Source organism: Humidesulfovibrio idahonensis (assembly GCF_054657715.1).
This window is the reverse complement of sequence record NZ_BAAHYE010000002.1, coordinates 836439-863121: the sequence shown is the minus strand read 5'-3', so window position 1 is coordinate 863121 and position 26683 is coordinate 836439. Positions and strand designations below refer to the sequence as shown.

Below are 26683 nucleotides of genomic sequence, written 5' to 3'. Positions count from 1 at the left end.
GGGCATCATGTCAAAAAAACACAAGCACAACCGGGCCGAGCCGGAAACTCTCGGCTTGTCCCCCGCAGGCGTGGACTCCCACGCGCACATCGATCTGGTCGACTTCGACCCGGACCGCGAAGAGATCTTGGACCGGGCGCTGGCCTGCGGCGTGGCCCGCACGGGCAACGTGTTCCTGGGACCGGAGGCGTACCACAAGAACCGCGGGCTCTTTGCACACCGGCCGGAGGTCTTCTTCCTGCTGGGCATCCACCCCGGCGAGGCCGACACCTGCACCACCGAGGCCATCGAGGCCATGCGCCAGGCCTTCCGGTCCGACCCGCGCCTCAAGGCCGTGGGCGAGATCGGCCTGGACTACTACTGGGACGACCACCCGCGCGATTTGCAGGCGCAGGTGTTCCGCACCCAGCTGGACCTCGCCCTGGAGCTTGGCCTGCCGCCGGTCATCCACTGCCGCGACGCCTTTGACGACTGCCTGCGCCAATTGCTGGAGGCCGGGTTCTCCGGCAAGAAGCTCTTGTGGCACTGCTTCGGCGGCGACGCGGACCAGGCCGGAGCGCTGCTCGGCCACGGCTGGACCCTGAGCATTCCCGGTCCCGTCTCCTATGCGGCCAACGCGGCCCTGCGCGAGGCCATCCCGGCCATTCCGCTGGAGCGCATGCTCATAGAGACGGACAGCCCCTACCTTTCGGCCGAGCCCTGGCGCGGCAAGCGCAACCATCCGGCCCTGGTGGGCTTCACCGCCGCCTGCGTGGCGGAGCTGAAAGGCCTGCCTGTGGAGCAGGTCTGGACCGTCACCGGCCAGAACGCGCGCACCTTCTTCAATCTGGAGGAAATCTGATGACCACCGCCCCCACTGCCGAGCAGCCCAACCAGCCGCCCCATCCGGGCAAGGCCGAATTGGCGGACCGCTTCGCGCGGCTCAAGCGCTTCTTCAACAGCCGCGACAGGCTGTGCATCCACCTGGGCATCCAGATAACGGAAATAGGCCACGGCTGGGCCACCTCGGCCATGACCATAGCCGAGCAGCACCTGAACGGCGCGGACGTGGTGCAGGGCGGGGCCATCTTCACCCTGGCGGACCTGGCCTTCGGCGCCGCCGCCAACTCCCACGGCTCCCTGGCCCTTGGGGTCAACGCCACCATCGCCTACACCAAGGCGGCCAAGAGCGGCGTGCTCACCGCCCATGCGCGCGAGACAGCCAAGTCCGGTCCTCTGGCAACCTATATTGTGGAGATCAAAGATGATTCCGGCGAGACCATCGCCACCTTCCAGGGCACGGCCTACCGCAAGCGCGAGCGTCTGGACCTCTCCGCCTGGGGCTAGCGCCCGCTAGTTCTGCTGAGTGGCGCGGGCTTGGGCGTTGGCCTCGGCCACGCGCTCGGCCAGCAGGGCGACGATGTAGCGGTTCACCGCCGCCGCCAGCTGCGGGGCCTTGGCTTGAATGAGCTGGAAGCGCTCCAGCGAAAGCTTGTAGACCACGCACTTCTCCGTGGCGATGACCGAGGCCGAGCGGGGCGCGCTGGTGTACAGGCCCATCTCGCCGAACACGGTTCCCGGTCCCATCTTGCGCAGACGCAGCAGTTTGCCGCCAGGCAGGGCAAGCTCCACCTGCACCTTTCCCGATTGCAGAAAGTACATGGAGTCCGAGGCTTCGCCCTGCCGGATGACATGCTTCTTCTTGGGCGCTTCCACGCGCTCCAGGCACTTGAGCAGCGCGGGCACAAGCCGCGGCTCGGGGAAGGTGGCCGCAAGCAGCTCCTCCAGCGTGTCCTGGCGCGCTTCCTTCACCGCTCCGGCTCCGGCCTCGGCCAGTAAAGCGTCCTCGCACCATTCCAGGGCATAGTCCAGGTTGAGGGCGATGCGGCACACGCCCGCGTCGTCGCCCATTCGGTAGCCCAGGCCCTCCAGATGCTCCTCCATCTCCAGTGGAACGCTGGTCAGAAACAGCAGCAGCCCGTTCTCCCGCGCCAGCGATTCCAGGCGGCGGAACCCGATGGCGGCGGAAGCCCCCATGCCGCGCACCGCGCCGAAATCAAGCAGCACGAACTTCAGCGCCCCGCCTGCGCCAAGACGCGCCTCAACGGTGCGGACAAGATCATACAGCGTGCCGAGGAACAAAAAGCCGTGCAGACGCAGCACGAGAATCGCCCCGCCCTGCTCGCGCAGGATGCGCCGTTCCGAGGGCGAGCGCTCCACGTTGCTGTGGAACACATCGCCGGACTGGAGAAAACGCACGCCCCCGCCTGCCACGGCGCGGGAAAGGCTCAAGACCAGGCCCAGGCCCAGACTGGCGAAAACACCCAGCACCGGCCCGCACACGGCCACAAACAGGCAGGAGGCCCAGGCGCTGCGCAGGTCGTCCTTGCGGGAGAGCGGGTTGCGCGCGTCGCGCAGCATCCAGCTCACGGGCATGATGAGCCCGGTGGCCAGCAGCAGGCCCATGGGCACGAACCTCGGAACGAAAGGCAAGAGCGGCTGTCCGGCCAGCAGAAGCCCCAGGCACGCCAGCCCCACCACAAAGCCCGCCACAGGACCGCGCGCGCCCAGGGCGCGCATGCCCAGGCTGCTTGAAAGCGAGAGGGACGACGGCAGCGCGCCGAGCAGGCCGGAAAGCATGGAGGACGCGCCCACCAGACGCATCTGCTCTCCGCCATCGGCCGAGCGGCCCAGCACCGACTCCAGAATGGGCGTGCGCATGAGCGACGGCAGAATGGCCACCACGGCCACCACGGCAAAGAACTCCGCCCGGGCGGCCAGCGCCGGCCATTGGATGCGCGTCAGCAGCGCCGGGTCGAGCAGGGCAAGGTAGCAGCCGGTGTCGAGCATCTGCGGCAAACGGGCCTGGGCAGCGGTCAGGGCGGTCTGCGCGTCCGCATACGGCGCGGGCAGCGCCACAAGGTTCAGCGCCAGGGCATTCCACCCGGCAATGGCGAGCAGCGTGAGCAGCAGCGGCCACAACAGCCCGCGCACGTTCATGTGCACAAGAAAATACAAGACCGCAAAACCCACGGCCGGAGCCCAGTCCACCCAGGCGGCGGCCAGGGCCGGGCCAAGGTCGGAGAACGGCTGGGCGAAAACGGCCGCAAGCGCGGGAGAGGTGGCCAGCAGGGCTCCGAACCAGGCCTTGATGAGCAGCAGTCCCAATCCGGCGAGCATGCCGCCCAGCACCTCGGAAGGCATGAAGCGCACCCGCTCCGCGAGCCCCAGGCGAGAAAGAAGCACGCCCAGCACGCCCGAGAGCAGACCGGCAAGGGGCAGCGCGGCGAGCAGCGTGGCCGAAAGCTCCGGTCCGGGCACGTGCCCGGCCAGGTCCCCGGCCAAGGCGCCCAGCAAGAGACAAACGCAGAGCACGGCAGAGGGCTCCGGCGCGCCAACGGCGACGGCCAGGCGACCGTTCAAGGCCAGCAGCACGGAGCCGAACACGGCGGGAACAAGCAGCAGCACCAGCGCGTGCGGGACAGCGCCAGCAGCGGACGGGGCGGCAAAAACCAGCATGGCCAACGCCAGACAGACAAAGGCGACATGCGCGCCGGTCACCAGTCCGGCAAGAACGTTCAGGGGCAGATTGCCCGAAAAGAAGTGGCGAAAATGCTCGCCCAAGGATTTCGGCCTGGGCGCGGCATCAAGGGCCAAGGATTCGCTGGCGGCCGGAGCTCCCGCGCGGCTGGGCGCGCCAGACTTCAGGCCGGGCTGCGGACCGGACTCAACCAAGTCGTCGAGCCGCACGTCGCTTACGTCGGGCTGGCGCTGCGGCGGGCGCACCACTTGGCCCAGCTGGCCGCACTTGGGGCATTTGGCCTGCCGGCCGAGAAGCTCCACAGGAAGGGATTGGCTGTGTCCACAGGACGCGCAGAGAAACGCGGCCCCGTCCGGGGTCTGGGCCTGTGTTTTGTGCTGCTCGTCGGACACTGCGCCCTCCGGGGTTAAGGGGCGGGAGAAGCCGCCTCGCCTTCTATGGCAGATTCATGCGCAATTCTCAAGGCTGCGCATCACGGCCGCGCAAGTCGTCCAGGTCAAGCGTCCAGGTCAAGCGTCCGGGTCAGGCGAATGTTCCGCGCATGATGCGCGCAAGCTCCGTCAAACGATGCTCGTAGGTGTGCTCGGCCAAGATGCGCCGACGCGCGGCCCGGCTCACGCGCTCCCGCTCCTGGTCATCGACCAGCAGCCGCGCCACGAGCGGAGCGATCTCTTCCGGCCCGTCATACACCACAACCTCGCGCCCAGGCTCGAAAAGCCGCTCCAGCTGCCCGCGCCTGTCCGTGAGCACAAAGCCGCCGCAGGCGGGCACGTCGAACACCCGCTGATTCACGGCGCCCTTCATCTGGCGGCTGGTGCAGTTCAGGCTGACGCGGCTCATGGGATAAAAGCGCGGCAGGTCGCGGTAATAGTCCAAGCGGGACGAAAAACGCACCCCGGGAGCAGTGCCGAAGGCGCGCCGCCAGCCGTCCTCGTCTCCAGCCACCAGCGGCTCAAAGGGCGACAAGGCGCTGACGCAGGCCCAGCGATACTGCCGCGTGGCCTCCCAGGTCAGCAGGGACTCGCAGGCCAGCCGCGTTGCGACATCCGGCAGAGCGCGCAGGGTCGCCGCCAATTTCGGGTGCGCGGCGTCGAGATACGCCGCAACGCTGCGCTCGTCCGAAGCGCCGAAGCCCGCTGCGATGGCGCCATAGTTGCGCGAGAGTTGCGGCACGCCGACGCAGGCGACCAGGCTCTCCGCCACCGCGCCGGTCATGGAGTCGCCCACGAACGACACATCGGCCCGCCACGAGACCGGCCCGGCAGGCAGTCCGGGGCGGAAACGCCGGGCGTCAGTGGCCAGCGGCAGGTAGTGCACGTGCTCGAATCCGAGGGCGCGCAGGCTCGAAACATTGTCCGCGTCCCAGGTGAACAGGGCTGTACCGGGCCGGGTCAGGCCAGGGTAGCGCGAAAGGATGAGGTGCGGATTGTCCACGAACCAGGAGGCAAGGGGCAGGTTGAGCCGCTCCAGCAATTCCGCCAGCCGCCCTTCGCAGTCCAGGCCGAAGTGATTCACCGTGAGCGCGAAGTCCGGCCGGAAGTCCAACACCCGGCGCAGCAGCTCCTCCACAAAGGCCGCGCTGCCGCGATCCTCCATGGGCACAGATAGCGCGGACCAGGGGATCTCCAGCCGGGTCAGGGCGTCCTTGATCTCTGTGCACAAAAAGTACGGCCTGTCGAGAAACAGCACGCGGGGCTTGGAGGTGGTGAACTTGCGGTATGCGGCCTGGTCCCAAAAATTGGCGCTGGCGCTTGTAGCCAGGGCATCCGCAAGGGTTGCGTAAAGTTCCGGGTCCACGCGGCGCACAGCCGGGGCAAACAGCGGGGCAAAGGGCAGGCCGCCCTGCTCCGCCTGCCAGCGCGTCAGCCGGTCCAAGGCGGTGTGCGCATCGGCATCGTTCAGCCATAGAACGTTCGGCGCATGGGCGAAGCGCTCCCGCAGGCCCGTCACGTCCCAAACTGCGGACTCGCGGTCCACCACGGCCACGGCCCGCCCCTGCCCGGCAAGAAGCTCCAGGCAGCGGCCAAGATTCGGCCCCAGAAGCACGGGCAAGGCGCGATCGGCGACGCCCGCGGCCAGCGCTTCCTCGCGCGCGCGCCCGCCACGGCCCCAAAGGCTCCAGGTCTTGCCGCCCACGCGCAGGCGCAAGTCGTCCACAAAGCCTTGGGCCAGAACGGCTTCCGCTTCGGTGACGCGCAACGGCCTCGGCATGCGCGATTCTTGATTCTTGGCTTGCTCCACTAACGACTCCTGTGCGCGCAGATGCTTGCAAGGATCGTGACACGAATTTCATTTGCCGGGTGAACAATATTTCCGGCGCTAGTCTAAAGAAGTGGCGCGCCACGGCCGATAACACTCGCGATAGGGGCGTATTATCGGCACACGGACCGTGCCTGCCCGCGAACATCCCAGGGAAGGGGAAATATATGAACGCCAACACCCATGTCAGGGTGCTCATTCATTGCCGTGGAGCTGGCGCGGATCTTTTCAGGACCTTGGTGTCCCTCTCCTGCCAAAGCATCGGCCCGCAGCACCTGCATGTCGTCCTCGCCAGCACGGCCCCGGCCGAGCATGAAACCGCGGAAGCCCGCCTGCTGCACAGCGCGCTTGGCTTCAGCGGCCTGGAGGTGCTCGACGCAACAGGCATGGTCCCGGCCAAGGCCCTGAACATCGCCGCACTTGAAGGGCAGGAGGATTGGCTCCTGCTGACGCCGGTGGGCACGCGCCTGAGCCCGCGCTTCATTTCCAGATGCCAAGAAGCCGCAAAGGACGAAAAGGTCCAGGCGGTCTATCCCTCGCACACGGCGGGCAACCCGTCCAATGCGCCGCTCACGCGGGTGCGGCCCTTCAGCCCGGAGCAGCTCACACGCTGCAACCCGGTCGGCCCGGCCGCGCTGCTGCGCCGCAAGGCCTGGGAGCTCATGGGCGGCCTGCGGCCCCGCGTGCAGCTCGCCCTGTGGGACTTCTGGCTCAGGATGGCCATGGAGGGCGGCGGCATAGTGCGCGTGCCCGAACTGCTGGCCCACTGCCGCCCGCTGCACCGGCTGACGCCCTGGCAGGACGGACACGCCAAGGCCCTGCTCGTTGTGGCCACGCCCGGAGCCTTTGAGCCGGACGTGTGCCGCTGGGCCCTGGCGTTTTTGCGCGGCGACGCCTGGGCCAAGCCCTACGAGGCGGGGCAGATTCCTGGCCCGCGCGACGTGCGCGCCATGTTCGCGGGCATGCCGCCGACGCTTGCCCCCAGGCACACGACATGGAGCACCTGCACGGCCTGACCGCACACGCGCTTAGCCCTACGGCCTAGGCGCGCAAACGGCGCTTGATGCCCTTGCCCACGCTCCAGCACGAGGCCAGGGGAGACCCGAGCGACCAATAGCTGACACTGGCCATGTCAAAAAGAATAGGCTTCACCTCGGCCAGATCGATCTTGCCGTCCTCGCGCAGCACGTCCTCGTCCACATGCGTGGCCACAACCTCGCCGATGAACACATCGTGGGTCTTGAAATCCAGCACGCGGTCCAGGCGGCACTCCATGCACACCGGGCACTTCTTGATGAGCGGCGCATGCTTGAGTTCGCCCGTGAACAGCTCGAACACCTGCGACTTGTCCGTATTCTTGCCGCTTACCAGGCCCACGTAATCCGTCTCCGCAACCATGTCCTCGCCGGGAATGCACACGCTGAACTCGCCGTGCTCGACAATGCCGGCGTTGCTGTAGTGCAGCTTGTTGATGCCGAAGGACAGATACTGCGGCGTGCCGTGGTTCATGATGCCCACGTGCGCGATGGCCGAAAAGTTCGGCTTGCCGTCCACAACCACGCCCACAATGGTGGTCAGCGACGGATACAGCGCGTTCACGGGACCGATGTTCTTTTTCATGCCGGGCTCCTTAGCTTGTGTGTACAACCAATGGTTACGACCAAAAGAAAACAGGGGGCATCTTAAATATTCTCGGCCTGTTCCAGCTTGACGCACGCCGCGTCGATTTCCGACGCCAAGCGGTCCGCCTCCGGCCCCAGCACGGCCAGATAGGCGTTGTGCAGGCGCTTCCAGGCCTGCTCGACCCCCTTGAGCAAGGCCAGCCCGGCAGGCGTTGCGGCCAGGCGCGCGGCGCGGCCTTCCGATGTGCGGGTCAAAAGCCCCTTGGCCACCAGCTGGTCCACAAAACGCGTCACAGTGGAGGGCGCCAAGGCCAGCCGCCCGGCAAGCGCCCCAGGACCTATGCCCGGCTCCTCCGCCGCGAGCATGAGCACGAAGGCGTGCGAAGGCGAAAGCCCAGTGGACCGGAAGGCGGCATCGGCCACGCGGCTGATGCTCCGGCTCAGCGCGCCCGCCGTGAAGTACAGGCAGTTGTGCACAAGTTCGCTTGATTTGGCCACGCGTCCTCCTTTCCGTTTAGCGCAATCAGAATCACTTGCGTGTACAACTAAACTATCATTTTCCAGGCGTCAAGCCTGCGGGCGCAAAAAAGGCCGCTCCCGGCAATGCGGAAGCGGCCCGATCAAACATATTGCAGCAAATGGATGGATTGGGGTTAGCGTCCCCCGCCCTGCTTCTTCTCTATCTTGCCCCAGGTGTCCTTGAGGGTGGCGGCGCGGTTGAACACCAGCGCGCCGGGTTTGCAGTCCTTTTCGTCGGCGCAGAAGTAGCCCAGGCGCTCGAACTGGCAGCGCCAGCCCGGGGCGGTTTCGGCCAGGGCGGGCTCCAGCTTGGCGTGCAGCACCTCAAGAGACTTGGGGTTGATGCAGGCGGTGAAGTCCTCCTCCGCGCCGGGGTTCGGCACGGTGAAGAGCAGATCGTACAGGCGCACCTCGGCCTCCACGGCGTGCTTGGCGCTCACCCAGTGCAGGGTGCCCTTGACCTTGCGGCCGTCCGGGCTGCTGCCGCCGCGGCTTTCGGGATCATACGTGCAGCGCAGCTCCGTGATGTTGCCGTCCGCGTCCTTCACCACCTCGCGGCAGGTGATGTAATAGGCGTAGCGCAGGCGCACCTCGTTGCCGGGATACAGGCGGTGGAAGCCCTTGGGCGGCTCTTCGCGGAAGTCGTCCTGCTCGATGTACAGAACCTTGGAGAAAGGCACCGTGCGCGAGCCCATGTCCTTTTCCGGGTGCCAGGGGAAGGTGAACTCGTCCACCTGATCCTCCGGGTAGTTCTCGATGACCACCTTGAGGGGGCGCAGAACAGCCATGGCCCGGGGCGCGCGGTTGTTCAGGTCCTCGCGCAGGCAATGCTCCAGCAGGCCGTATTCGACCATGTTGTCGTTGCGGGCCACGCCGATGCGCTCGCAGAAGTCGCGCAGGGACTCGGGCGTGAAGCCGCGGCGGCGCACGCCGGAAAGGGTCGGCATGCGCGGGTCGTCCCAGCCCGTGGTGATGCCCTCCTTCACCAGATGGATGAGCTTGCGCTTGGAAAGCACCGTGTGCGTCAGATTCAGGCGGGCGAACTCGATCTGCTGCGGATGGAACACGCCAAGCTCGTCCAGAACCCAGTCGTAAAGCGCGCGGTTGTTCTCGAACTCCAAGGTGCAGATGGAGTGCGTCACGCCCTCGATGGAGTCGGACAGGCAGTGGGCGAAGTCGTACATGGGGTAGATGCACCAGGCGTCGCCGGTGCGGTGGTGCGGCACGTGCTTGATGCGGTAGATGGTCGGGTCGCGCAGCACCACATTGGCCGCGGCCATGTCGATCTTGGCGCGCAGCACATGGGCTCCGTCCGGGAACTCGCCCGCGCGCATGCGGCGGAACAAATCCAGGTTCTCCTCGACCGTGCGGTCGCGGTAGGGGCTGTTCTTGCCGGGCTCCTTCAGGGTGCCGCGGTGGGCGCGGATCTCCTCGGCCGTGAGGCTGTCCACGTAGGCCTTGCCCTTTTTGATGAGGGCCTCGGCGTAGTCGTACAGCTTCTGGAAATAGTCGGAGGCGTAGTACATCCGGTCTTCCCAGTCGAAGCCCAGCCATTTCACGTCGCGCTGGATGCTCTCGACGTACTCCACTTCCTCCTTGGCCGGATTGGTGTCGTCGAAGCGCAGGTTGGTGACGCCGCCGAACTCCTGGGAAAGCCCGAAGTTGAGGCAGATGCTCTTGGCGTGTCCCAGATGCAGGTAGCCGTTGGGCTCTGGCGGAAAGCGGGTCATGACGCGCCCGGCGTTCTTGCCGCTGGCGATGTCCTCGGCCACGCGGGCGCGGATGAAGTTGACGGGGGCGGACGGGCTGGCGTCGCCAGGAGTGTTGTCGGGCGTGGTCATGCGCGGCATCCTTCAAGTTAAGGCACAAGAGGCCAAGTTGAGGCTCGGTCGGCCAAGTTCGGCGCGAGCGGCCATGTTGGTGAAATTTCGCAGGCTTGGCTTGATGCGGATGGCGCCAGGGCAAACGTCCGCAAGCCATGCAGCATAGAGAAAAGCGCGCGCGCGGTCAAACGCCGGGCGGCCTTGGCGTCGTGCCGTATTGAAGCCCATACGCATTGCAGCCGCAGGACAGGCACCTGGCCAGACAAGCAGGCTTGGCAAGCTGGCTTGGCAAGCGGGATAAACAAGGTGGGCAGCTCGGCGCGAAAGCCGGAGCGGCTGGCGTGTCGCCTCAACCGGGACGGTTCAAAGAGGCCGCCTCAGAGAAACCGCCCCAAAGAGGCCGCCTCACCCGGGCGTCAACAGCCGGGCTTTGGCCAGCGCGGGGGCGCAATCGGCCAGGATGCGCGCCAGGCAGCCGTTGGAGACGGCGTTGGGCGCAGCCGTGGTCGAGAGGTCGTGCCGCGAGGCGAGGCAGGTGGTTGCGGGGCGCAGCGTCCATATCTGCGTGGGATAATAATAGCTGACGCCCTGCGAGAAGCGTTTTTTCGGGTTGTTCACCCAGTTGGGATGGCCCAGCTTCTCCTCGCGGAAGATGGGCAGCCGGCCGGGGCTGCTGCCCGAATTGATGGGCAGCCAGCACACGCGCTCCGGGGTCGCCTCCAGGCACACGCAATAGTGCGAGCGCGTGGAGGGGCTGCCGGTGGAGCAGCTCGCCACATCAAAGAGGTTCGCGTCCAGCATGACCACGCGCGCGGGATAGATCTCGGCGGCGTGCCTCAACATGCGGCCTCCGCGCTCGCGGGGGCCGTCCGTGTGTTCGGAGCGGATACCATCATGGGGGGCGATATCCTTGTCCTTATGGGTGAGGACTTGCGCCCGGCGGCGGGCCAGGCGGCATGCCCATGGGTTCCCCGGGAGGAGGCCCGGGAGGGAATCCCGGCGGCGGCGGCGGCATGCGGTCGCCAGGCCTGGGTCCCTGGCGGCGCAGCTGCTCCATGCGGGTGCGGAACTCCGCAAACTTCACGCGCTGCTGCGCGTCCAGCTCGGAGCTGATCTTGTCGTCGGCCTCCTGCATCACCTTGTCCATTTGGCTGTGGGAGGCTTCGCGAACTTTTTCGCCCTTGGCCACGGCCTCGCGCAGAATGGGCAGAATGTTCTTCTTCTGCTGCTCGGTCAGCCCCACTTCGCGGTCGATGTTCTCCATGAAGAACTCTTCCAGGCGCTGGCGTGTATGGCTCAAAAGCTCCGGCAGGTGCCGGGCCATGTAAAGGCGCATGCCGAACGCCCCGGCCGCGGCGCCGGTGATGAAGATTACGGCCACAAGGAGCCAGGCCTTCCATGATTTCATGCTGCCGTCCTTGTCTAGGGCATCAGCCCGGCCAAGGTTATCCCGGCTGTGCTGTGCATGGAAAGGGACAACACGGCCTGATTGAAGACCTTGTCCATGAACTGGGCATAGCCGCAGACCGCAGTGGCGGCAAGGGCGCCCACCGGGGCAAAGCGCCGCGCCACAAGGCTGAACACGTCCAGAAAGCTCGCGCCGCGCTCGGCCTTTTGCCGCACCTCCCGCATCACGCTGGCCGTAAAGTTGGCCGGAACCGGCGCGCTTTGCCGTGCGCGAAAGTTCCGAAGGAGCGCCTGCTCGAGATTGTCGAGTCTGCGATCATCCATGATTGCGCCTCCTCTTTTCATTCGTCGAGCATACGGCCCAACACGTCGCGCAGCTTGCGCCGCGCCCGGTGCGAACGCACCTTCACCTTGGAAATGCTCCAGCCCATGAACTCCGCCACGTCGCTCAAGGCCTGTCCGTCCATATGCGTCATGGTGAGCACGAGCTTATCATCCGGCGCAAGCTGCGACATGGCCCAGTCCAGAATGACTCCGGCCTCGCTGCGCTCCGCGTGGACCTCAAGCCCGGCGTCGGAAGAATCGGGGATGCTTTCTATCCACTCCCGCGCACCAGTGCCGAGGGCGCTGAACACCGTCTCGCGGCTCTTGGCGCGACCGCGCCAGAAATCGGCGCACCGCCGGAGGGCGATGCGGGTGAGCCAGTGCACGAAAGGGCTTTCGCCCTTAAAGGTGCCCAGCCGCTCAAACGCGCGCACAAAGGTCTCGTGGGCGACCTCTGCGGCTCTGTCTTGCGGCACGTGCCGGGAGGTGATGCTCATTATCTGCGCGGAGTGTGCATCCACCAACTGCGCAAAGGCATTCACGTCACCATCCAGAACACGGCGCACAATTTCGGCGTCGTTCATTCCTGCTTCTCTGCGGCGCCACCCTGACGCCATTCGTGCAACGCCCGAACCTCCCCGATTCTAGCCACTGCAAGGTGCCTCTGTCAAAAGAGGGGGTCGGTGTGACCAGCACCGGCCCCCGGGAGGGTCCACAGCCGAGCTGGGCGCCTAGGCGCTCAGAGACACCGACTGTGTCGTCGCACCGCTGTCAAAGAGCCCAGCGATGAGATTGTCCACGCTCTGATAAGCGCTGCTGGCCTTCTGCCGCAGCAGATACTCGGTCAGGACGCTTGAAGTCAGGCTGCTTGCCGTGTCCGACGAGGTGCTTGTGCTGGTGCCTGTGGTCGAGCTGAACATGCTCTGCATGAGCGCGTCCATGCTCAACGACTCACTCGTCGAAGCACTTGTCGAACTTGTCGAGCCCGTCGAACTCGTCGAGCTGGTCGAGCTGGACGAACCGGTCGAGCTGGACGATCCCGCCCCGTCCGGCGGGGGCGGAGGCGGCATGACGCCGCCGTTCTGGGCCATCATGTTCTCTCGTTCCGCCTTGAGTCCGGCGGTCAACTCGCTGTCGCTCAAAACCCCGTCGCCGTCGGTGTCGAGCTCGGCGATCTGCGCGGAGGTGGCGCCCAGTTCCGAAGCGGAAAGGGTGCCGTCGCCGTTCGTGTCCTTCAGGTTCATGATGGTTTCGGCCATCGCCGCGTCCATCTTCTGCAACAAGCTGTTGGCATTGCTGAGCAGTGCCGCGGCGTTGCTCGCGGTGGACGTGCTGCTCGAGCTCGCAGCGCTGACCGAGGTGCTCTCGGATTCGCCGTCGCTGAACAGGCTGGAGATCATGTCGTCAACGCTCGGCGCGCCGGATGTTCCGGACGACGAGTCGGACGAAGACGACGAAGAGGTGCTGCTGAGGCTCGTCTGCAACATGCCCAGCTGGCTGCTCTGCGACATCTCGGTCTGCATCTGGGACTGCATCTTCTCCCGCTTGGCCACAAGGGCCGCCGTGAGTTCGCTTGAACTCAGGCTGCCGTCGCCATCGGTGTCGAAGTCCGTGATGTCGGACGCGCTGACGCCCAATTCCGAGGCGGAAACCAACCCGTTCGAGTCGGTGTCCTTTTGCGAGATGATGCTGGAGGCCAGCTTGCTGTCCATCTCGTCCATGTTAAAGATCGAACTTGAACTGCTCGTGGAAGAGCTGATCTGCATATGAAACTCCTTGACCGCCCTCCGCACGCCAATGACAGAGGGCAAAAACACCAGAACGCATTGCCAAAAACGGTGCGCGTTGTGGTACGGCTCCAGGCCGCAAGAAGAATCAGTTCATGGCATCCCCCTCGTCTCCCCTCCCCAAGGGATACGAAGGAAATCTTCATTGCCTATATGACGCCGGGAACTTTGGGGGAGTTACACTCCTTTCGCATATTTTTTCCGGATATTTTTGGCCTGGCCGCGCCACTTGCCGGAGGGCTGTTTCCGGTGCTACACGGCTATTGTCCGGGGGCACGCGCTTGCGCCTGGGCAATACACAACGACGAGGATGCAGCATGACACCTGGCAAGACAGCACGCACGGATTTCGACGTCATTATCGTCGGCGGTGGCCCCGCCGGACTTTTCGCCGCCGCCTGGCTTGGCGAAAACACGGAGCTTTCCGTGCTGGTGCTGGAAAAGGGCAAGCAGGCCCAGCGGCGCGACTGCCCCGTGGGCCGGCTGGGCTGCATCCACTGCAAGCCCTGCAATATTCTTTCGGGCATTGGCGGGGCCGGCCTTTTTTCCGACGGCAAGCTGAACTTCATCCACAAGCTCGGCAAGACCGACCTGACGCAGTTCATGGCCGAGAGCGAAGCCATGGCCCTCATCGACGAAACCGAGGCCATGTTCAACCGCTTCGGCATGGACGGCCCGGTGTACCCAACCAACATGGACCAGGCCAAAAAGGTGCGCGCCCAGGCCCGCAAGACCGGCATCGACCTGCTCATCATCCGCCAAAAGCACCTGGGCAGCGACAATCTGCCCCGGCTCATCGGCGACATGACCGAGTATGTGAAGTCGCGCGGGGTCACCTTCCACACGTCCGAGGAAGTCAAAGGCGTCATTGCCGAAAACGGCGCCATTAAAGGCGTGGTGAGCACCAAGGGCGAATACACCGCCCGCGCCGTCATCCTGGCTCCGGGCCGCGTGGGCGCGGAGTGGGTGGGCGGCGTGGCGCGTGAGATGGGCCTCGGCCTCTCGCAACGCGGCATCGAGGTGGGCGTGCGCGTGGAGGTCCCGCGCGAGGTCATGCAGGAGCTCTGCGAGGTCATCTACGACCCCACCTTCTTCATCCGCACCAGCAAGTACGACGACCAGACCCGCACCTTCTGCACCAACGACGGCGGCTTTGTGGCGTTGGAGAACTACCAGGACTTCGTATGCGTCAACGGCCACGCGTACATGGACAAGAAAAGCGGCAACACCAACTTCGCCTTCCTCTCCAAGGTGGTGCTGAACGATCCCGTCACCGACAACCAGGCCTACGGCGAGCATATCGGCCGCCTGGCCTCGCTCATCGGCGACGGCAAGCCCATTTTGCAGCGCTTTGGCGACTTGAAGCGCGGACGCCGCAGCACCTGGTCGCGCATCAAGAACAGCTCCATCGAGCCCACGCTGAAAAACGTGGTCTGCGGCGACATCGCCATGGCCCTGCCCGAGCGCATCCTCACGAATATAGTCGAGGGGCTGGAGAAGCTGGGCCAGGTCGTGCCCGGCGTGGCCAACGACGAGACCCTGCTCTACGCGCCGGAGATCAAGTTCTTCGCCACCCAGGTGGAAACCACCTCCAACCTGGAGACCTCCATCACCGGGCTCTTTGTCGCGGGAGACGGCCCCGGCGTGGCTGGCAACATCGTCTCCGCCGCGGCCACAGGGCTCATTCCGAGCAAGGAGATCGCCCGGCGGCTGCTGAAGTAGACTGGGGGCACAACAATGTCTTTACTTTCTGAGCTGAAGCGACAGATCTACGCACTTCCGAACGAGCTGATCGGGTATGACTTAGGTTACAAAGAAGCGACAGCAACGAATCCAGTGCTTCGTTATTTTTGGAAATTCCTGTGGCACTTCTCTTCCTGGGGACTCACCATTGGCTTGGCTGTAATTACCGATTTACTTTTGTCATTTCTCACTGACCCACTCAAACAATGGATACTGACGTCTATCAAGTTCATACACTTCTAGCAAAATGCTCACAAACCAGACCACCCAGCTACGCTCAAGAATGAAATTTGAGTGGTCCATAAGCCAAGACGATCCCCTCGCACCGAAGGCATTTGCTAGCTGAGCGCTGTGAGTTTTCTTCCTCCAAGGGGCAACGTGCTCACTATCCTTTGGAATCCAGAGGAAAGGAAAAATGCCCAGGCTCTGCCTCTGGTGCAATTTGCCTGAAATCGCTGAGCCTAAAAAGAATCTAGAAAACGATTGACTTCGCGTCATTTCCTTGACAGTGATCGAAGCACGCCTTACGGGCGTCTTCTTTTGCGCCCGTCACCTGGGGACACGATCTGCGGAGGAGCAATGACGCTCAACATCGACGGCATCATCGGATCAAGCCCCGCCTTGCGCGAGGTCTACAAGATCCTGGAGAAGGTGGCCCCCACCGACAGCACAGTGCTTGTCACCGGCGAGTCCGGCACAGGCAAGGAGCTTCTGGTCCGCGCGCTGCACAAGAACAGCAAGCGCCACTCCCAGCCCTTCGTGCCCATCAACTGCGGCGCCATCCCCAGGGAGCTGCTGGAATCCGAGCTTTTCGGCCACGAGAAGGGCGCATTCACCCACGCCATCCGCTCCCGGCCAGGCCGGTTCGAGCTGGCGGACGGGGGCACCATCTTTCTTGACGAGATCGGGGAGATGGACCTAAGCCTGCAGGTGAAGATTTTGCGCGCCCTGCAGGAGAAGGAAATCGAGCGCGTGGGCGGCACCTCCACCAAAAAGGTGGACGTGCGCGTGGTTGCAGCCACCAACCGCGATCTGGAGATCGAGGTTGCCGCCGGGCGCTTTCGCGAAGACCTTTTCTACCGCCTGAACGTCATTCCCCTGCACCTGCCCCCCCTGCGCGAACGCGGCGAAGATGTCATGGCTCTGGCCGAGCATTTTCTGCGCGGCTTTTGCCAGACGCGGGAGCGCAAGCTCCTGACCCTGGGCGCCCAGGCCAAGGCCATGCTTGCGGGCTACTCGTGGCCGGGCAATGTGCGCGAGCTTGAAAATTTCATGGAGCGTCTGTCCATCCTCTGCGAGGGGCCCCAGGTCACCCCGGAGGACTTGCCGGAAAAAATCCAGCGCGCGGCAGGGCTGGAGCCCAAGGCCGCCCCGGCGGAGGAAAGCGCCGCCCCGCAAGGCTTCCGCTGGCCCGAGCTCAAGGACATGCGCGACAAGGCGCAGGGACTCAAGGAGTTCCTGGATGAGATTGAGGAGCGCCTTTTGCAAGAGGCATTGGCCGAGGCCGCCGGAGTCAAAAACCAGGCGGCGGAGCTCTTGGGAATCAAGCGCACGACGCTCATCGAAAAACTGAAGAAGCGCAACCTGTTGGATGCATAGGGTTGCAGGGGATCGGCTGGCCCGTGTCCTTAAGACGTTTTACCGCCACATTTGGCCTTCTCGCCGTTCTTTCCGCGGCAGACGGCGCGCTGCCTGAGCACGCCCGCGCGTTGCAGGCAGGGTTCCGCGCCGGAGGCGACGCGGATACGCTCACCGTTTCCGCGGACGGCGGCGCATTGCCGAAATACTCCGTGCGCCGCACCGGCGCGCAGGAACTCACGGTCACCTTCGACGCCGCTCCGGGCGAAAAGGCGTTGGCGGCGCCAGGCATTGGCGGCTCCAGGCTCATCTCCGGCGTGCGCCCGGTGCCGGGCGGCTTCAAGATCCAGCTCAAGACCAGCGCCTTCGGCTACGTGAACGCCCCGAACAAAACCAAGTCGCAGCTCAACATCCAAATTTTCGCCGATGCCATCGGCTCCTCCTGGGCCGACGCCCAAAAGGACGCCAAGAAGGACACGAAGAAGGACGCCAAGGCCGAGAAGAAGGCTGAGGCGGCCAAGAAGGCCGACCAGGGCAAGACGGAAAAGGCCACAGCCGAAAAGCTCAGCCCCCAGCAGAAAAAGGCCGAGGCCCAGGCCAAGCGCGAGCAGGAAGCCCAGGCCAAGCGCGACAAGCAGCAGGAAGCCCAGCGCGAAAAAGAAGCCAAGACCAAGGCCGCGGAAGAAGCCAAACACGCCGCGGCCGAAGCCAAGCGCACGCCGGCCCCGCAGCCTGCCCCGCCCGTTCAGACGGCTCCCGCAGCGCCGCAGACGGCGTCACGCCCGGCCCCGCCAGCAGACGGAGCCCAGGGCCAGCCATTTTATTCCGTACCGTATTCCATGCGCGCGCAGGTGAACAAAACCGTGCTCGGCGCGCCCAGCAGCGCCACGGCGCCCGCAATCGCCGGGCAGCCCGCCGCGCCGGCCCCAGAGAAGAGTGCGCCCGCCCGCCAGGTCGGCGGCAAGCTGCCTCCGGGCGTTGTCGAACGGCCGCTTTTGCAGGAGGCCACCACAGCGGCGCAACCGCCCAGCACCGCGGAGAGCGCCCCGGCGATCGCCCGCGCGGCCAACCGCCCCCCCGTCGACGTGACTCCGGCCAAGGGACAGCCCTTGGTCATGTTCCGCGCAGAGCGCCACGGCCCAGAGGACGCGCGCCCGGCTGAAGTCATTTCCGGTGCCGCAGCCGCGCCCAAGGTTGCGCCTTCCGCAAGCACGCCGGCGCAAGCCGCGCCAGCGTCCATGGCAGGGAGCAAGCCGTGGGAGCTGCGCCAGCCCGTGCAAAAAGCCTTTGCCCCCACAGGCGCCAGCGCCAACGCCACGCTGCCCCAGGTGGCCGCGCCACAGGCCGAGGCGGCGCATCCGGCCAATGCCTCGGAGCACGCTCCTGCTGCGGAAGCCCACGGAGCCAACGCCTCCGAACATGCTCCCGCGCCAGCGGCCGACGCCCACAGCGCCAATGCCTCGGGCCACGCGCCCGCGCAGGACGCCCATGCTCCGGCGGCGAAGGACGCCCCCAAGGACGCCCACGCGGCTCCGGCCAAGGAAGGCGGCGGTCATGGCGGCAAGGACAAGGAGCCCCAGGGCCCCCTGACCTTGGATCAGATCAAGGACGAAATTTTGAAGGCCCAGACGAGCATGATGGGCGGCAAGTGGGACGAGGCCGCCAAGACCCTGGAGGCCCTGATGCGCGAGCCGGCCCTCAAGGGCGATGCGCGCGAGGACGCCCTCTACTCCCTGGCCGACACGTACATGCAGGCCTACAAGGACAATCTGGCCGCCAACTACGACAAGATCGCCGGCGCGCAGCAGGCGGCCATGAACGCCAACCAGAAGTCCAACCGCGTGCCGCGCGCCCTCATCAATCTGGGCCTGCTGAACCTGCGGGTGGGCAACCTGCCCGAGGCCAAGGCCTATTTCAACATCGTCAAAAAGAAGTACGCCCACGACCAGAACGCGGCCGTCATTCCGTTCTCCCTCGGCGAGTACTACCGCAACAAGGGCGACCTCAAAAACGCCGCAGCCCAGTACCAAAGCCTGATCCAGAACTACCCCGACAGCCGCATGGCCAAGGATACCGCGTACATTCTGGCCCAGGTGCTGCGCAAGCTGGGCGAAAACGACAAGGCCTACCAGATCGCGGACTACCTCGACAAGCGCTGGCCCCTCTTCTACATGGAGAACCCCGACTTCCTCAAGCTCGAGGCTGAGATAGAGGAGAAGGTGGGCAAGCTGCAGCAGGCCAAGGACCACTACTGGACCTTCTACAACCTGAACCCCAACACCGAGTACGCGGACATCGCCCTGGTGCGCATCGGCGACATCTATTTGCGCCAGAACAAGCGCGCCGCGGCCAAGGAAATCTACCAGAAGGTCGTGCAGGACTTCCCGGACCGCGAGGGCGGTCTGGTCGCGCGCATGCGCCTGGCCGAGGAAGGCATCTACGACGACCCGACCATGAGCGAGATGGACCCGGTGTTCGCCAAGCCGGAGGCCCTCAAGCCCAACGAGACATACGAACTCATCATCAAGAAGTATCCGCAGAGCCCCCTGGCCCCCCTGGCGCAGATCAAGCTCGGCATGTGGCAGTTCCATACCAAGGCCTACCTGGACGCCATGAACACCGCGGCCTCGTTTTTGGAAAAGTACCCCAAGAGCAATCTGGTGGGCAAAGCCAAGGAGCTCGGCTTCCAGGCGTTCCTGCAGGCCCTGCCCGGGCTGGTGCAGGACGGCAACTACGCGCGCGTGCTCCAGATGTATGACACCTCGCCCTTTGTGAAGGACAACCAGAACAAGATCGGCGACGAGGCCCAGATGGCCATCGCCGTGAGCGCCTGGAAGCGCGGCCAGCCCGACCGCGCGCTGAAGCTCGCCGGACGTTTTTTGGGCAAAAAGCAGGTGCCCAAGTACTCGGAAATGGCGCTGGACCTCGCCATGAACATCTTCATGGAGCAGAAGCAGTGGAAGCGCATTTCCGACCTGGCCACACGCGCCAACGCGGCCTGGAAGCTTTCGCCCCGGCAGAAGACCCAGTTTGAGAACGCCAAGGCCATGGCCCTGGAGAACCAGGGCGAGACCGAAAAGACCCTGCCCCTGTGGACGCGCATCGCGGGCGACACCTCGTCCGAGCCCGCCACCCGGGCCCACGCCACGTACATGCTGGCCAAGGACGCCTCGCGCCGGCAGGACATGGTCCGGCTCTTCGCCCTCTCGCAAGAGGCCCTGGCGCAGCTTTTGGCCACCAACGGCGACAAGGAGAAGATCAAGGACTGCCTGCTCATGGCCATAACCGCCACGGAGCGCTCCGGCCGGTTCAGCGAAACCCTCAAGTGGGGCAACGAGTTCGACCGCATCATCCCGGTGAACGACCCGGACTGGGCGCCGGTGCGCCTGCGCCTGGCGGACATCTACCGCCGGGGCAACCAGACTGCGGAGTGGAAGAACCTGCTCGGCGACGTGGTGAAGAAGAAGCCCGGCACCGTGTACGCGCGCATGGCGCAGCAGTCGCTGGAAAGCAGCGCGCTGGACCAGCGTCTCCAAGACTATCTCATCAAACCGCCGCCGCGCTAGCCGCCGCCAAGGAGTCCGCCATGCCCATGCCGTTCATGGAAAGCCACGACCGCCAGCCCGCAGTGGCCGGACAGTTCTACACCAACGACGCCGAGGCCCTGCGCACCGAGGTGCAAGGCTACCTCGCCCAGGCGCAGCCCAAGAATCTGGCCCACACCATCCTCGCCATGGCCCCCCACGCCGGGTATTATTATTCCGGCATCATCACCGGCGTCACCCTGGGGCAGGCCAACCTGGGCGAGACCATCCTCATGCTCGGCCCCAACCACACCGGCATGGGCAAATTCTTCGCCGTCTGGCCCGACGGGCGCTGGCTGTACCCCGGCGGCGCGCTGGCCGTGGACGACGAACTGGCCGCCCTGCTCTGCGAGCAGGAGCCGCTGCTCACCCCGGACACCCTGGCCCACCAGCGCGAGCACTCCCTTGAGGTCATGGTGCCTTTTCTGGCCACCATCAACCCGGCCACGCGCATCGTGCCCATCTGCGTCTCCCAGCCCAGCCTGGACACGCTGCTTGGCGTCGGCAAGGCCATCGGCCGCGCTTTGCGGGGCTTCACGCGCTCGGTCAGCATCCTGGTCAGTTCGGACATGAGCCACTTCGTGCACCACGAACTGGCCAAGGAGCAGGACAGCCAGGCCCTGGAGCCCGCCCTGCACCTGAATCCCGTGGCGTTTTACGAGACCGTGCGCGGCAACAGCATCAGCATGTGCGGCGTGCTGCCCATGACCATGGGCATTGCCGCCGCGCTGGAGCTTGGCGCCGCGGAAACCGAAATCACGGGGTACGCCACCTCCGGCCAGGTCAACGGCGAAATGCGCCGCGTGGTCGGCTACGCGGGCATGCTCGTCAGCTAAGGCACACAAGCCGCAAGCCGCAAAAAAGGCCCGGAGCAGCAATGCTTCGGGCCTTTTTGATGGCAATGAAACAGGAGGCGGCGCTACCAGCCCCGCGGCCCGGTCGTGCGCACCATACGGCCGGAGAACTGCGTGCGCTGGCCCGCGGGCCTGGCGCCTGCGTCCACGCGTTCGCAGGTGAGGGGAATGTCATCTTCCAGGGTGGCGCGCAGGTTGCCCACGCACTCCAGCACCTTGACCGACATCCGGGCGCGCAGAACGTTGGCCAGAAAACCCTGCGGATCGTGCAGCTCCCGGCGGGGCAGGGCCGGCTGCACGCTCAGGCGCAGATGCAGGTTGCCGCCGTCCATGGCCAGGCCTGTCAGACTCATGCGGTCCACCAGCTGCGAGTCGCCCTCAAGGGTGCCGTAGAGGGTGTCGCCGCCGGGCTTGAGCGCCAGCATGGGCAGCGCAAGATTGTTGTCCGTCTCCAGCCGCCACACTCCGGCCAGGCGCTCCAAAATGGCGGTGCGTTCGTCGACCCTGTCGACCCTGGGACGCGGCTTGGCCGGGCTGACCTTGGGCAGCTGCGGCATGGGGTCGACGCTCGCCACCTGGACCGTCGGCGCGGCAGCCGGCTTCTGCCCGCTCTGCTCCGCGGCCTTTTGGGCCTGGGCAGCCTGCTGGCGGGCCGCCGCCAGTTCGGCGCGCTCCTGCTCCAGCTTGCGGCGCTCGGTCTCCAGTATGGCCAGCTGCTCCTTGAGACGCTGCTCCTGCGGGGCTTGCGCGGCCTTGAGCTTCTGGGCCTCATCTTCGTCCAGCTGCTGCCTGCGGCGCACCAGCTCGGCCTTGTCGCGCTCGACCTGGCGCTTCTCCGCCTCCAGCCCGGCGATGTACTCCTTGAGCTTCTGGTCCTGCAAACGCTGCTGCTGCGCGGCCTGGGCCGAGGACATCTGGTTGGCCGCCTGTGCCGCCACCCCTTGGGGCTGGCCTCCGGCAAGGTAGAAATATCCGGCGATGGACGAAGATTCCCACGGCACCTGCTTCTTGCTTGTCTCGTTCATGACGCCGATGCGCACGCGCTTGAACACTTCCTCGATGGGCACGCCGGGCGTGGCGATGTTTTGCAGCAGGTACTTGGTGTACAGGCCGTTTCTTCCGCCGCCGTCCGAGGCCACGGAGTTGGGCGCCGTGGCGTAGGCCACCAGCGAACCGGTGGGCGCGTCCATGCGCGCCAGACCCTGATCGGCGGAGCGGAAGCTGCGGGCAAAGGGATTGTTGCGGCAGGCGTCGAGGATGACCAGGTTGAGCTCGTTGCCCGCGTCCTCCATCTTGCCCAGCACGCGGCCGGCGTCCACGCATTCGAACTTGGCGTCCGACTCGGACGTGAGCCGCGCGCCGATGGGCACGAGGTAGTTGACGCCCTGCACCTGGATGCCGTGCCCGGCGTAATAGAATATTCCTACCCCGCCGCGCTTGAGCTTGAGCCCGAAGTCGCGGATGGCCTCCTCGATATCGCGCAGCTTGGCGTCGGTCTTGAGCTGCACGTCGAAACCAAGGTTTTGCAGCGCGCGGGCCACGTCGCGGGCGTCGTTGGCGGGATTTTTCAGGGGCTTGTCCGAATAGGCGGAATTGCCGATGACCAGGGCGTAGCGCCCGCCGGAATCGGCCAGGGCCGGAGCCGTGAGCAAAAATAGCGCACAGAGCGCAAATCCGAGTCCTGGCAAAAGGCGCATAGGCATCCCCCGTCGTGCAAGCTATTCCAGTTCCGCTATCAATATCCAAGCCGGGAGCATCTGGCAATTGCTTAAAACGCGGGCACTTGCCAGACGCCTGGACAGCTGTGCTCCACGCGGGTACAAACATCAGGCAAATTGCCAGGCCCGGCGCGGCCAATGGAACACCTGAGCGTTTGCAAAGAGGGAGCCAGACGCGTGATAGTGAAAACTGTGAAGAACTGGTTCGCCCACCACCACGCCCCGCGCTTTTCCGGGCTGGAAATCCTCAAATACATCGGTCCCGGGCTCCTCGTCACCGTCGGGTTCATCGACCCCGGCAACTGGGCCGCCAATGTGGCGGCTGGCGCGGGCTTCGGCTACAAGCTGCTGTGGATGGTCACGCTGTCCACGCTCATGCTCATTGTGCTGCAGCACAACGCCGCGCACCTTGGCATCGCCACGGGCTTGTGCCTTTCCGAGGCGGCCGTGGCGCACATGCGGCCCCTTGCGGCGCGCGCGCTGCTGGGCTCGGCCATGTTCGCGGCCGTGGCCACGGCCCTGGCCGAACTGCTCGGCGCGGCCATCGCCCTCAACATGCTCTTCCACCTGCCCATCTGGGCGGGCGCGCTCCTCACCACGTCCTTCGTGGCCTGGATGCTCTACTCCAACTCATACCGAAGACTTGAGAAATTCATCATCGGCTTCGTGTCGCTCATCGGCATCTCCTTCATCTACGAGCTGACCCTGGTGCAGATTCCCTGGGGACACGCGGCCGCCTGCTGGTTCACGCCGAGCATGCCGCCCGGCTCCATCCCCATCATCATGAGCGTTCTGGGCGCGGTGGTCATGCCGCACAACTTGTTCCTGCACTCGGAGATCATCCAGAGCCGCCAGTGGAACCTGAAGGACAAGAAGGTCATCCGCCACCAGTTGCGCTTCGAGTTCGCGGACACCCTGTTCTCCATGCTCGTGGGCTGGGGCATCAACAGCGCCATGATCCTTGTGGCCGCGGCGACGTTCTTCGCCCAGGGCGTGGCGGTGGACCAGATCGAGCAGGCCCAGGCCATGCTGCAGCCCATTCTCGGCAGCTCCGCCGCGCTCGTCTTCGCTTTGGCGCTGCTCATGGCGGGCCTGTCCTCCAGCGTCACGGCGGCCATGGCCGGGGGCAGCATCTTCGCCGGCATGTTCTCCGAACCCTTCGACATCAAGGACGCGCACAGCAGGCTCGGCGTGGCGTTGACGCTCGTTCCCGCCGCCCTGTGCATCCTGTTCATCAGCACGCCCTTCCAGGGCTTGGTGGTCTCCCAGATCTTCTTGAGCATCCAACTGCCCTTCACCATCTATCTGCAATTCCGGCTCACGGCCTCGCGCGCGGTCATGGGCGAGTTCGTCAACACCAGCTGGCACAACTTCGTGCTGGCGTGCATCAGCGTGGTCGTGGTAGGCTTGAACGTGCTGCTGCTGTGGGACACGTTCTTCGGCAGCGGCGCGGCCTAAGGCCGGGCACTTCACACAGACGGGGACACAATGGCGGACAGCTTTCCATATGAGGTGACGGAATATACGGCGGACGGAGCCAAGCAGGTGGCCATCGAGGCCATCCGCGAAGTGCCGCTGACGATTTATCTCAACGGCCGCGAGGTGGTGACGCTTTTGTGCACCGGCAAGTACCCCCGGCACCTGGCCGTGGGCTTTCTCAAAAGCGACGCCCTGCTGACCGAGCCCTCGCAGCTTGAGCACGTGGACATCAAGGACGAGGACGGCCGCATCACCGCCAACGTCACGGTGAACCACGACCCCTTCGCCGACGGGCGCACCATCCAGCGCTCCATCACCAGCGGCTGCGGCAAGGGCACCAACTTCGACCGCAACGTGGCCACCATCTCCAAGCGCCGCGTGGAGTCCGACCTCAAGGTCACCCCGGCGCAGATACTGGCCCTGGCCGGAGAGCTGAAGCGCCGCAGCACGCTATATGGCCGCACGCGCGGCTGCCACAACTCCTCGCTGTGCACGCCGGACGAGATGCTGCTCTTCCGCGAGGACATAGGGCGGCACAACGCCATCGACATGATCGTTGGGGAATGCTTTCTTGAGGGCATGCAGACCGAGGACAAGATGATCGTCTCAACAGGCCGCGTGGCCTCTGAGATTCTGCTCAAGACCGTGCGCATAGGGGTTTCGCTGCTGGCGAGCACCGCCGTGGCCACCAGCTTTTCCGTGGAGCTGGCGCGCAAGATCGGCATGACGCTCATCGGCAACATCAAGGCCGACAGCTTCTGGGTCTACAACGACCCCGGCCGCATCGTCGGCAAGTAGGCGTCAGCGCGGCAGCGCCTTCAGCCATTCCAACACAAGCGGCGCAGCGGCCGTGGGCGTTCCCAGGTGGTCCGCGTCGACTGTGGCGTACCGGCTTTGGGGATGCGCGGGGGCGCGGTCAAAGGCATAGCCCGGGCCGGGCCGGGAGAGCGGATCCAGCGCGCCGGCTATCCACAAAATAGGCAGCGGCGGCTGTATCATGCCCGCGCTCACCGGCATTGCCGCAGGGCCCTGCGGATCATAATAGCTCAGGTACACCTCGGCCGAAACCACCATGTCGTGCGGCTTGCCCATGTTCAGGTCCGTGAAGCGGGCCTGGCTTGCGCCTTTTCCGGCGGCCACAAGCGCTCTTGCCTGGGCCACGCTCTCTCTGGAAATCTCCAACGCGCGGCCGATATCCGGCGTATGCGCGGCGGCGAGGCAAACAACGCCTGCCAGGCCGGGATATCGGGCGGCATAGGCCAGCGCGGCATTGCCGCCCAGGCTGTGCCCGCCCACCAGCACCTGCGAGGCGCCCTTGGCGCGCAGGCCGCGCACGGCCAGGTCCACCTCCGCCAGACCGGCCAGGAACCCGGCGTCATAGTTGCGGCGCTTGGACCAGGGCATTTCCGGCGTGGACACGAGATACCCGGCGGAGCGCAACGCCGAGGCCAAGACATCGATATGTTTGTCGGGCGCGCCGAACTTGCCGTGCAGCAGCACTATCCCCACCTCGGCCTTGGCCGGCGCGGCGGAAATGCCCGCAACGAAAAGCAGCGCCAACCCCACACAAAGAATGCGCAGCGGTGCTCTCATCAAAACCTCCGGGGGGGGCTATTTCGCAGGCGTGTCCAACTGGCTGAAGAGGTCGCGCAGCCACTCGGCCACAAGGCGGGCGGCGTTGCGGGGCACGCTCGCATGATCGCCGGGCACTGTTTCGTAGCTGCTTTTCGGGTGGCTGGGGGCTTTGGAAAAAGCATAGGAACGGCCAAGGAACTGCAACGGATCCTGCTGGCCCACCACCCACAAGAGCGGCAACGGCTCCTTGAGCGCGGCGCACGAGCGGGCCATCACGGCCTGCCCCTCCGGATCGTTGTAGCTCAGGTACACCTCCGCCGTGGTGGAGAGGTCGTAGTCCTTGTTGGTGTTGAAGTCCGTGAAGGTTGAGCGCTGGTTCCCGCTGCCGACGGTAAGCATGGTGCGCGCCTTGCGCACATCGGGCAAAAAGACCTCGCGGTGGCGGTCCGGGTCGTGGGAGGGGGCCAGGGCGGCGATGGCGAAAATGCCCGGCCTGCTGGCGGCATAGCCCAGGGCTGCGTTGGCTCCCAGGCCGTGTCCCACCAGGGCCACCCGGGTGCAGCCGTCGAGCCGCAGTTCCTCGGCGGCCAAGCCAATCTCCACCAGCGCCTGCTGATAGGTGGCGTCAAAGCCGCGTTTTTTCGACCACGGCAGCTCCGGCACGATGACCTGGAAGCCGACGTTGCGCAACACGCGGGCCAGATCCGCAAGGTGCTTCTCCGGCACGCTGTTTTTGTCGTGCAAAAGCACCACGCCGAGACGCTCCTCGGCCTTGGCCGGAGCAACGGCGCAAAACAGAAGCAGCGCAAGGGCTGCGGCGAGAATGGGGCAAAGCGGAAACCGTCGCGGCATGTCCACCCCGGCAGGCTGGTGCAACGAGGCGAAATGCCGC

Annotated in this window: 22 protein-coding genes; 9 read left to right on the top strand and 13 right to left on the bottom strand. The window is 65.4% G+C overall.

Going from position 1 to position 26683, the window contains the following annotated elements:
* The first annotated feature begins 7 nt into the window (after positions 1-7).
* Together ACYQ4W_RS04295 and ACYQ4W_RS04290 are read left to right on the top strand one after the other, a co-directional pair.
* Positions 8-841, top strand: coding sequence for a TatD family hydrolase (locus tag ACYQ4W_RS04295; protein ID WP_459853235.1), 834 nt, complete (start codon positions 8-10; stop codon positions 839-841).
* Positions 841-1326 carry a PaaI family thioesterase gene (locus tag ACYQ4W_RS04290; protein ID WP_459853232.1) on the top strand — a complete coding sequence of 162 codons (486 nt, stop codon included), beginning with the start codon at positions 841-843 and terminating at the stop codon, positions 1324-1326. Before ACYQ4W_RS04295 ends, ACYQ4W_RS04290 begins: the two co-directional genes overlap by 1 nt.
* A 6-nt stretch (positions 1327-1332) precedes the next feature.
* Here ACYQ4W_RS04290 and ACYQ4W_RS04285 read toward each other — a convergent pair whose 3' ends face one another.
* The gene (locus ACYQ4W_RS04285; RefSeq protein ID WP_459853230.1) at positions 1333-3912 is read right to left on the bottom strand and encodes a cyclic nucleotide-binding domain-containing protein; all 2580 of its coding nucleotides are present in this window, start codon (positions 3910-3912) and stop codon (positions 1333-1335) included.
* A gap of 130 nt (positions 3913-4042) precedes the next feature.
* Positions 4043-5731, bottom strand: a complete 1689-nt coding sequence (locus ACYQ4W_RS04280) for a CgeB family protein (RefSeq protein ID WP_459853226.1) — start codon at positions 5729-5731, stop codon at positions 4043-4045.
* A gap of 215 nt (positions 5732-5946) precedes the next feature.
* On the opposite strand from ACYQ4W_RS04280, the gene ACYQ4W_RS04275 reads away from it, so the two are divergent.
* Positions 5947-6795: a glycosyltransferase family 2 protein gene (locus tag ACYQ4W_RS04275; RefSeq protein ID WP_459853224.1), complete on the top strand. Its 849-nt coding sequence runs from the start codon at positions 5947-5949 to the stop codon at positions 6793-6795.
* A gap of 25 nt (positions 6796-6820) precedes the next feature.
* Here the strand turns inward: ACYQ4W_RS04275 and ACYQ4W_RS04270 are convergent, their stop codons facing one another.
* The 8 genes from ACYQ4W_RS04270 to ACYQ4W_RS04235 all read right to left on the bottom strand — a co-directional run bounded on the left by ACYQ4W_RS04270 (position 6821) and on the right by ACYQ4W_RS04235 (position 13186).
* Positions 6821-7399, bottom strand: a complete 579-nt coding sequence (locus ACYQ4W_RS04270) for a flavin reductase family protein (RefSeq protein WP_459853221.1) — start codon at positions 7397-7399, stop codon at positions 6821-6823.
* Positions 7400-7461: 62 nt separating this feature from the next.
* A complete protein-coding gene (locus ACYQ4W_RS04265; protein ID WP_459853219.1) occupies positions 7462-7899 on the bottom strand; it encodes a MarR family winged helix-turn-helix transcriptional regulator in 438 nt (145 codons plus the stop codon).
* A 155-nt stretch (positions 7900-8054) separates the two neighbouring features.
* Positions 8055-9761 carry a glutamine--tRNA ligase/YqeY domain fusion protein gene (locus ACYQ4W_RS04260; RefSeq protein WP_459853216.1) on the bottom strand — a complete coding sequence of 569 codons (1707 nt, stop codon included), beginning with the start codon at positions 9759-9761 and terminating at the stop codon, positions 8055-8057.
* 387 nt (positions 9762-10148) lie between these two features.
* Positions 10149-10586, bottom strand: coding sequence for a hypothetical protein (locus tag ACYQ4W_RS04255; RefSeq protein WP_459853214.1), 438 nt, complete (start codon positions 10584-10586; stop codon positions 10149-10151).
* A gap of 73 nt (positions 10587-10659) precedes the next feature.
* On the bottom strand, positions 10660-11151 hold the full coding sequence (locus tag ACYQ4W_RS04250) for a hypothetical protein (RefSeq protein ID WP_459853211.1): 492 nt from the start codon (positions 11149-11151) through the stop codon (positions 10660-10662).
* 14 nt (positions 11152-11165) lie between these two features.
* The gene (locus tag ACYQ4W_RS04245; protein ID WP_459853209.1) at positions 11166-11474 is read right to left on the bottom strand and encodes a hypothetical protein; all 309 of its coding nucleotides are present in this window, start codon (positions 11472-11474) and stop codon (positions 11166-11168) included.
* Between the two features lie 17 nt (positions 11475-11491).
* Positions 11492-12058: an RNA polymerase sigma factor gene (locus tag ACYQ4W_RS04240; protein ID WP_459853206.1), complete on the bottom strand. Its 567-nt coding sequence runs from the start codon at positions 12056-12058 to the stop codon at positions 11492-11494.
* Positions 12059-12205: 147 nt separating this feature from the next.
* Entirely contained in the window at positions 12206-13186 is a 981-nt protein-coding gene (locus ACYQ4W_RS04235; protein ID WP_459854461.1) for an EF-hand domain-containing protein, read from the bottom strand.
* Between the two features lie 392 nt (positions 13187-13578).
* On the opposite strand from ACYQ4W_RS04235, the gene ACYQ4W_RS04230 reads away from it, so the two are divergent.
* The 4 genes from ACYQ4W_RS04230 to amrB all read left to right on the top strand — a co-directional run bounded on the left by ACYQ4W_RS04230 (position 13579) and on the right by amrB (position 21001).
* Positions 13579-14982, top strand: coding sequence for an NAD(P)/FAD-dependent oxidoreductase (locus ACYQ4W_RS04230; RefSeq protein ID WP_459853204.1), 1404 nt, complete (start codon positions 13579-13581; stop codon positions 14980-14982).
* Positions 14983-15582: 600 nt separating this feature from the next.
* Positions 15583-16602 (top strand): sigma-54 interaction domain-containing protein, encoded by a 1020-nt coding sequence (locus ACYQ4W_RS04225; protein WP_459853202.1) that lies wholly within the window; start codon positions 15583-15585, stop codon positions 16600-16602.
* Positions 16603-16778: 176 nt separating this feature from the next.
* Positions 16779-20147, top strand: a complete 3369-nt coding sequence (locus ACYQ4W_RS04220) for a tetratricopeptide repeat protein (protein WP_459853200.1) — start codon at positions 16779-16781, stop codon at positions 20145-20147.
* A gap of 20 nt (positions 20148-20167) precedes the next feature.
* Positions 20168-21001, top strand: coding sequence for an AmmeMemoRadiSam system protein B (gene amrB / locus ACYQ4W_RS04215; RefSeq protein WP_459853197.1), 834 nt, complete (start codon positions 20168-20170; stop codon positions 20999-21001).
* Positions 21002-21084: 83 nt separating this feature from the next.
* Here amrB and ACYQ4W_RS04210 read toward each other — a convergent pair whose 3' ends face one another.
* A complete protein-coding gene (locus ACYQ4W_RS04210; RefSeq protein WP_459853195.1) occupies positions 21085-22716 on the bottom strand; it encodes a caspase family protein in 1632 nt (543 codons plus the stop codon).
* Between the two features lie 198 nt (positions 22717-22914).
* Here ACYQ4W_RS04210 and ACYQ4W_RS04205 point away from each other — a divergent pair, with 198 nt between their 5' ends.
* On the top strand, positions 22915-24195 hold the full coding sequence (locus tag ACYQ4W_RS04205; RefSeq protein WP_459853193.1) for an Nramp family divalent metal transporter: 1281 nt from the start codon (positions 22915-22917) through the stop codon (positions 24193-24195).
* A gap of 30 nt (positions 24196-24225) precedes the next feature.
* Positions 24226-25014, top strand: coding sequence for a formate dehydrogenase accessory sulfurtransferase FdhD (gene fdhD / locus ACYQ4W_RS04200; protein WP_459853190.1), 789 nt, complete (start codon positions 24226-24228; stop codon positions 25012-25014).
* Between the two features lie 3 nt (positions 25015-25017).
* Here the strand turns inward: fdhD and ACYQ4W_RS04195 are convergent, their stop codons facing one another.
* Both ACYQ4W_RS04195 and ACYQ4W_RS04190 read right to left on the bottom strand, forming a co-directional pair.
* Positions 25018-25809 carry an alpha/beta fold hydrolase gene (locus tag ACYQ4W_RS04195; RefSeq protein WP_459853187.1) on the bottom strand — a complete coding sequence of 264 codons (792 nt, stop codon included), beginning with the start codon at positions 25807-25809 and terminating at the stop codon, positions 25018-25020.
* Between the two features lie 18 nt (positions 25810-25827).
* On the bottom strand, positions 25828-26643 hold the full coding sequence (locus ACYQ4W_RS04190; RefSeq protein WP_459853185.1) for an alpha/beta fold hydrolase: 816 nt from the start codon (positions 26641-26643) through the stop codon (positions 25828-25830).
* Positions 26644-26683: the final 40 nt, after the last annotated feature.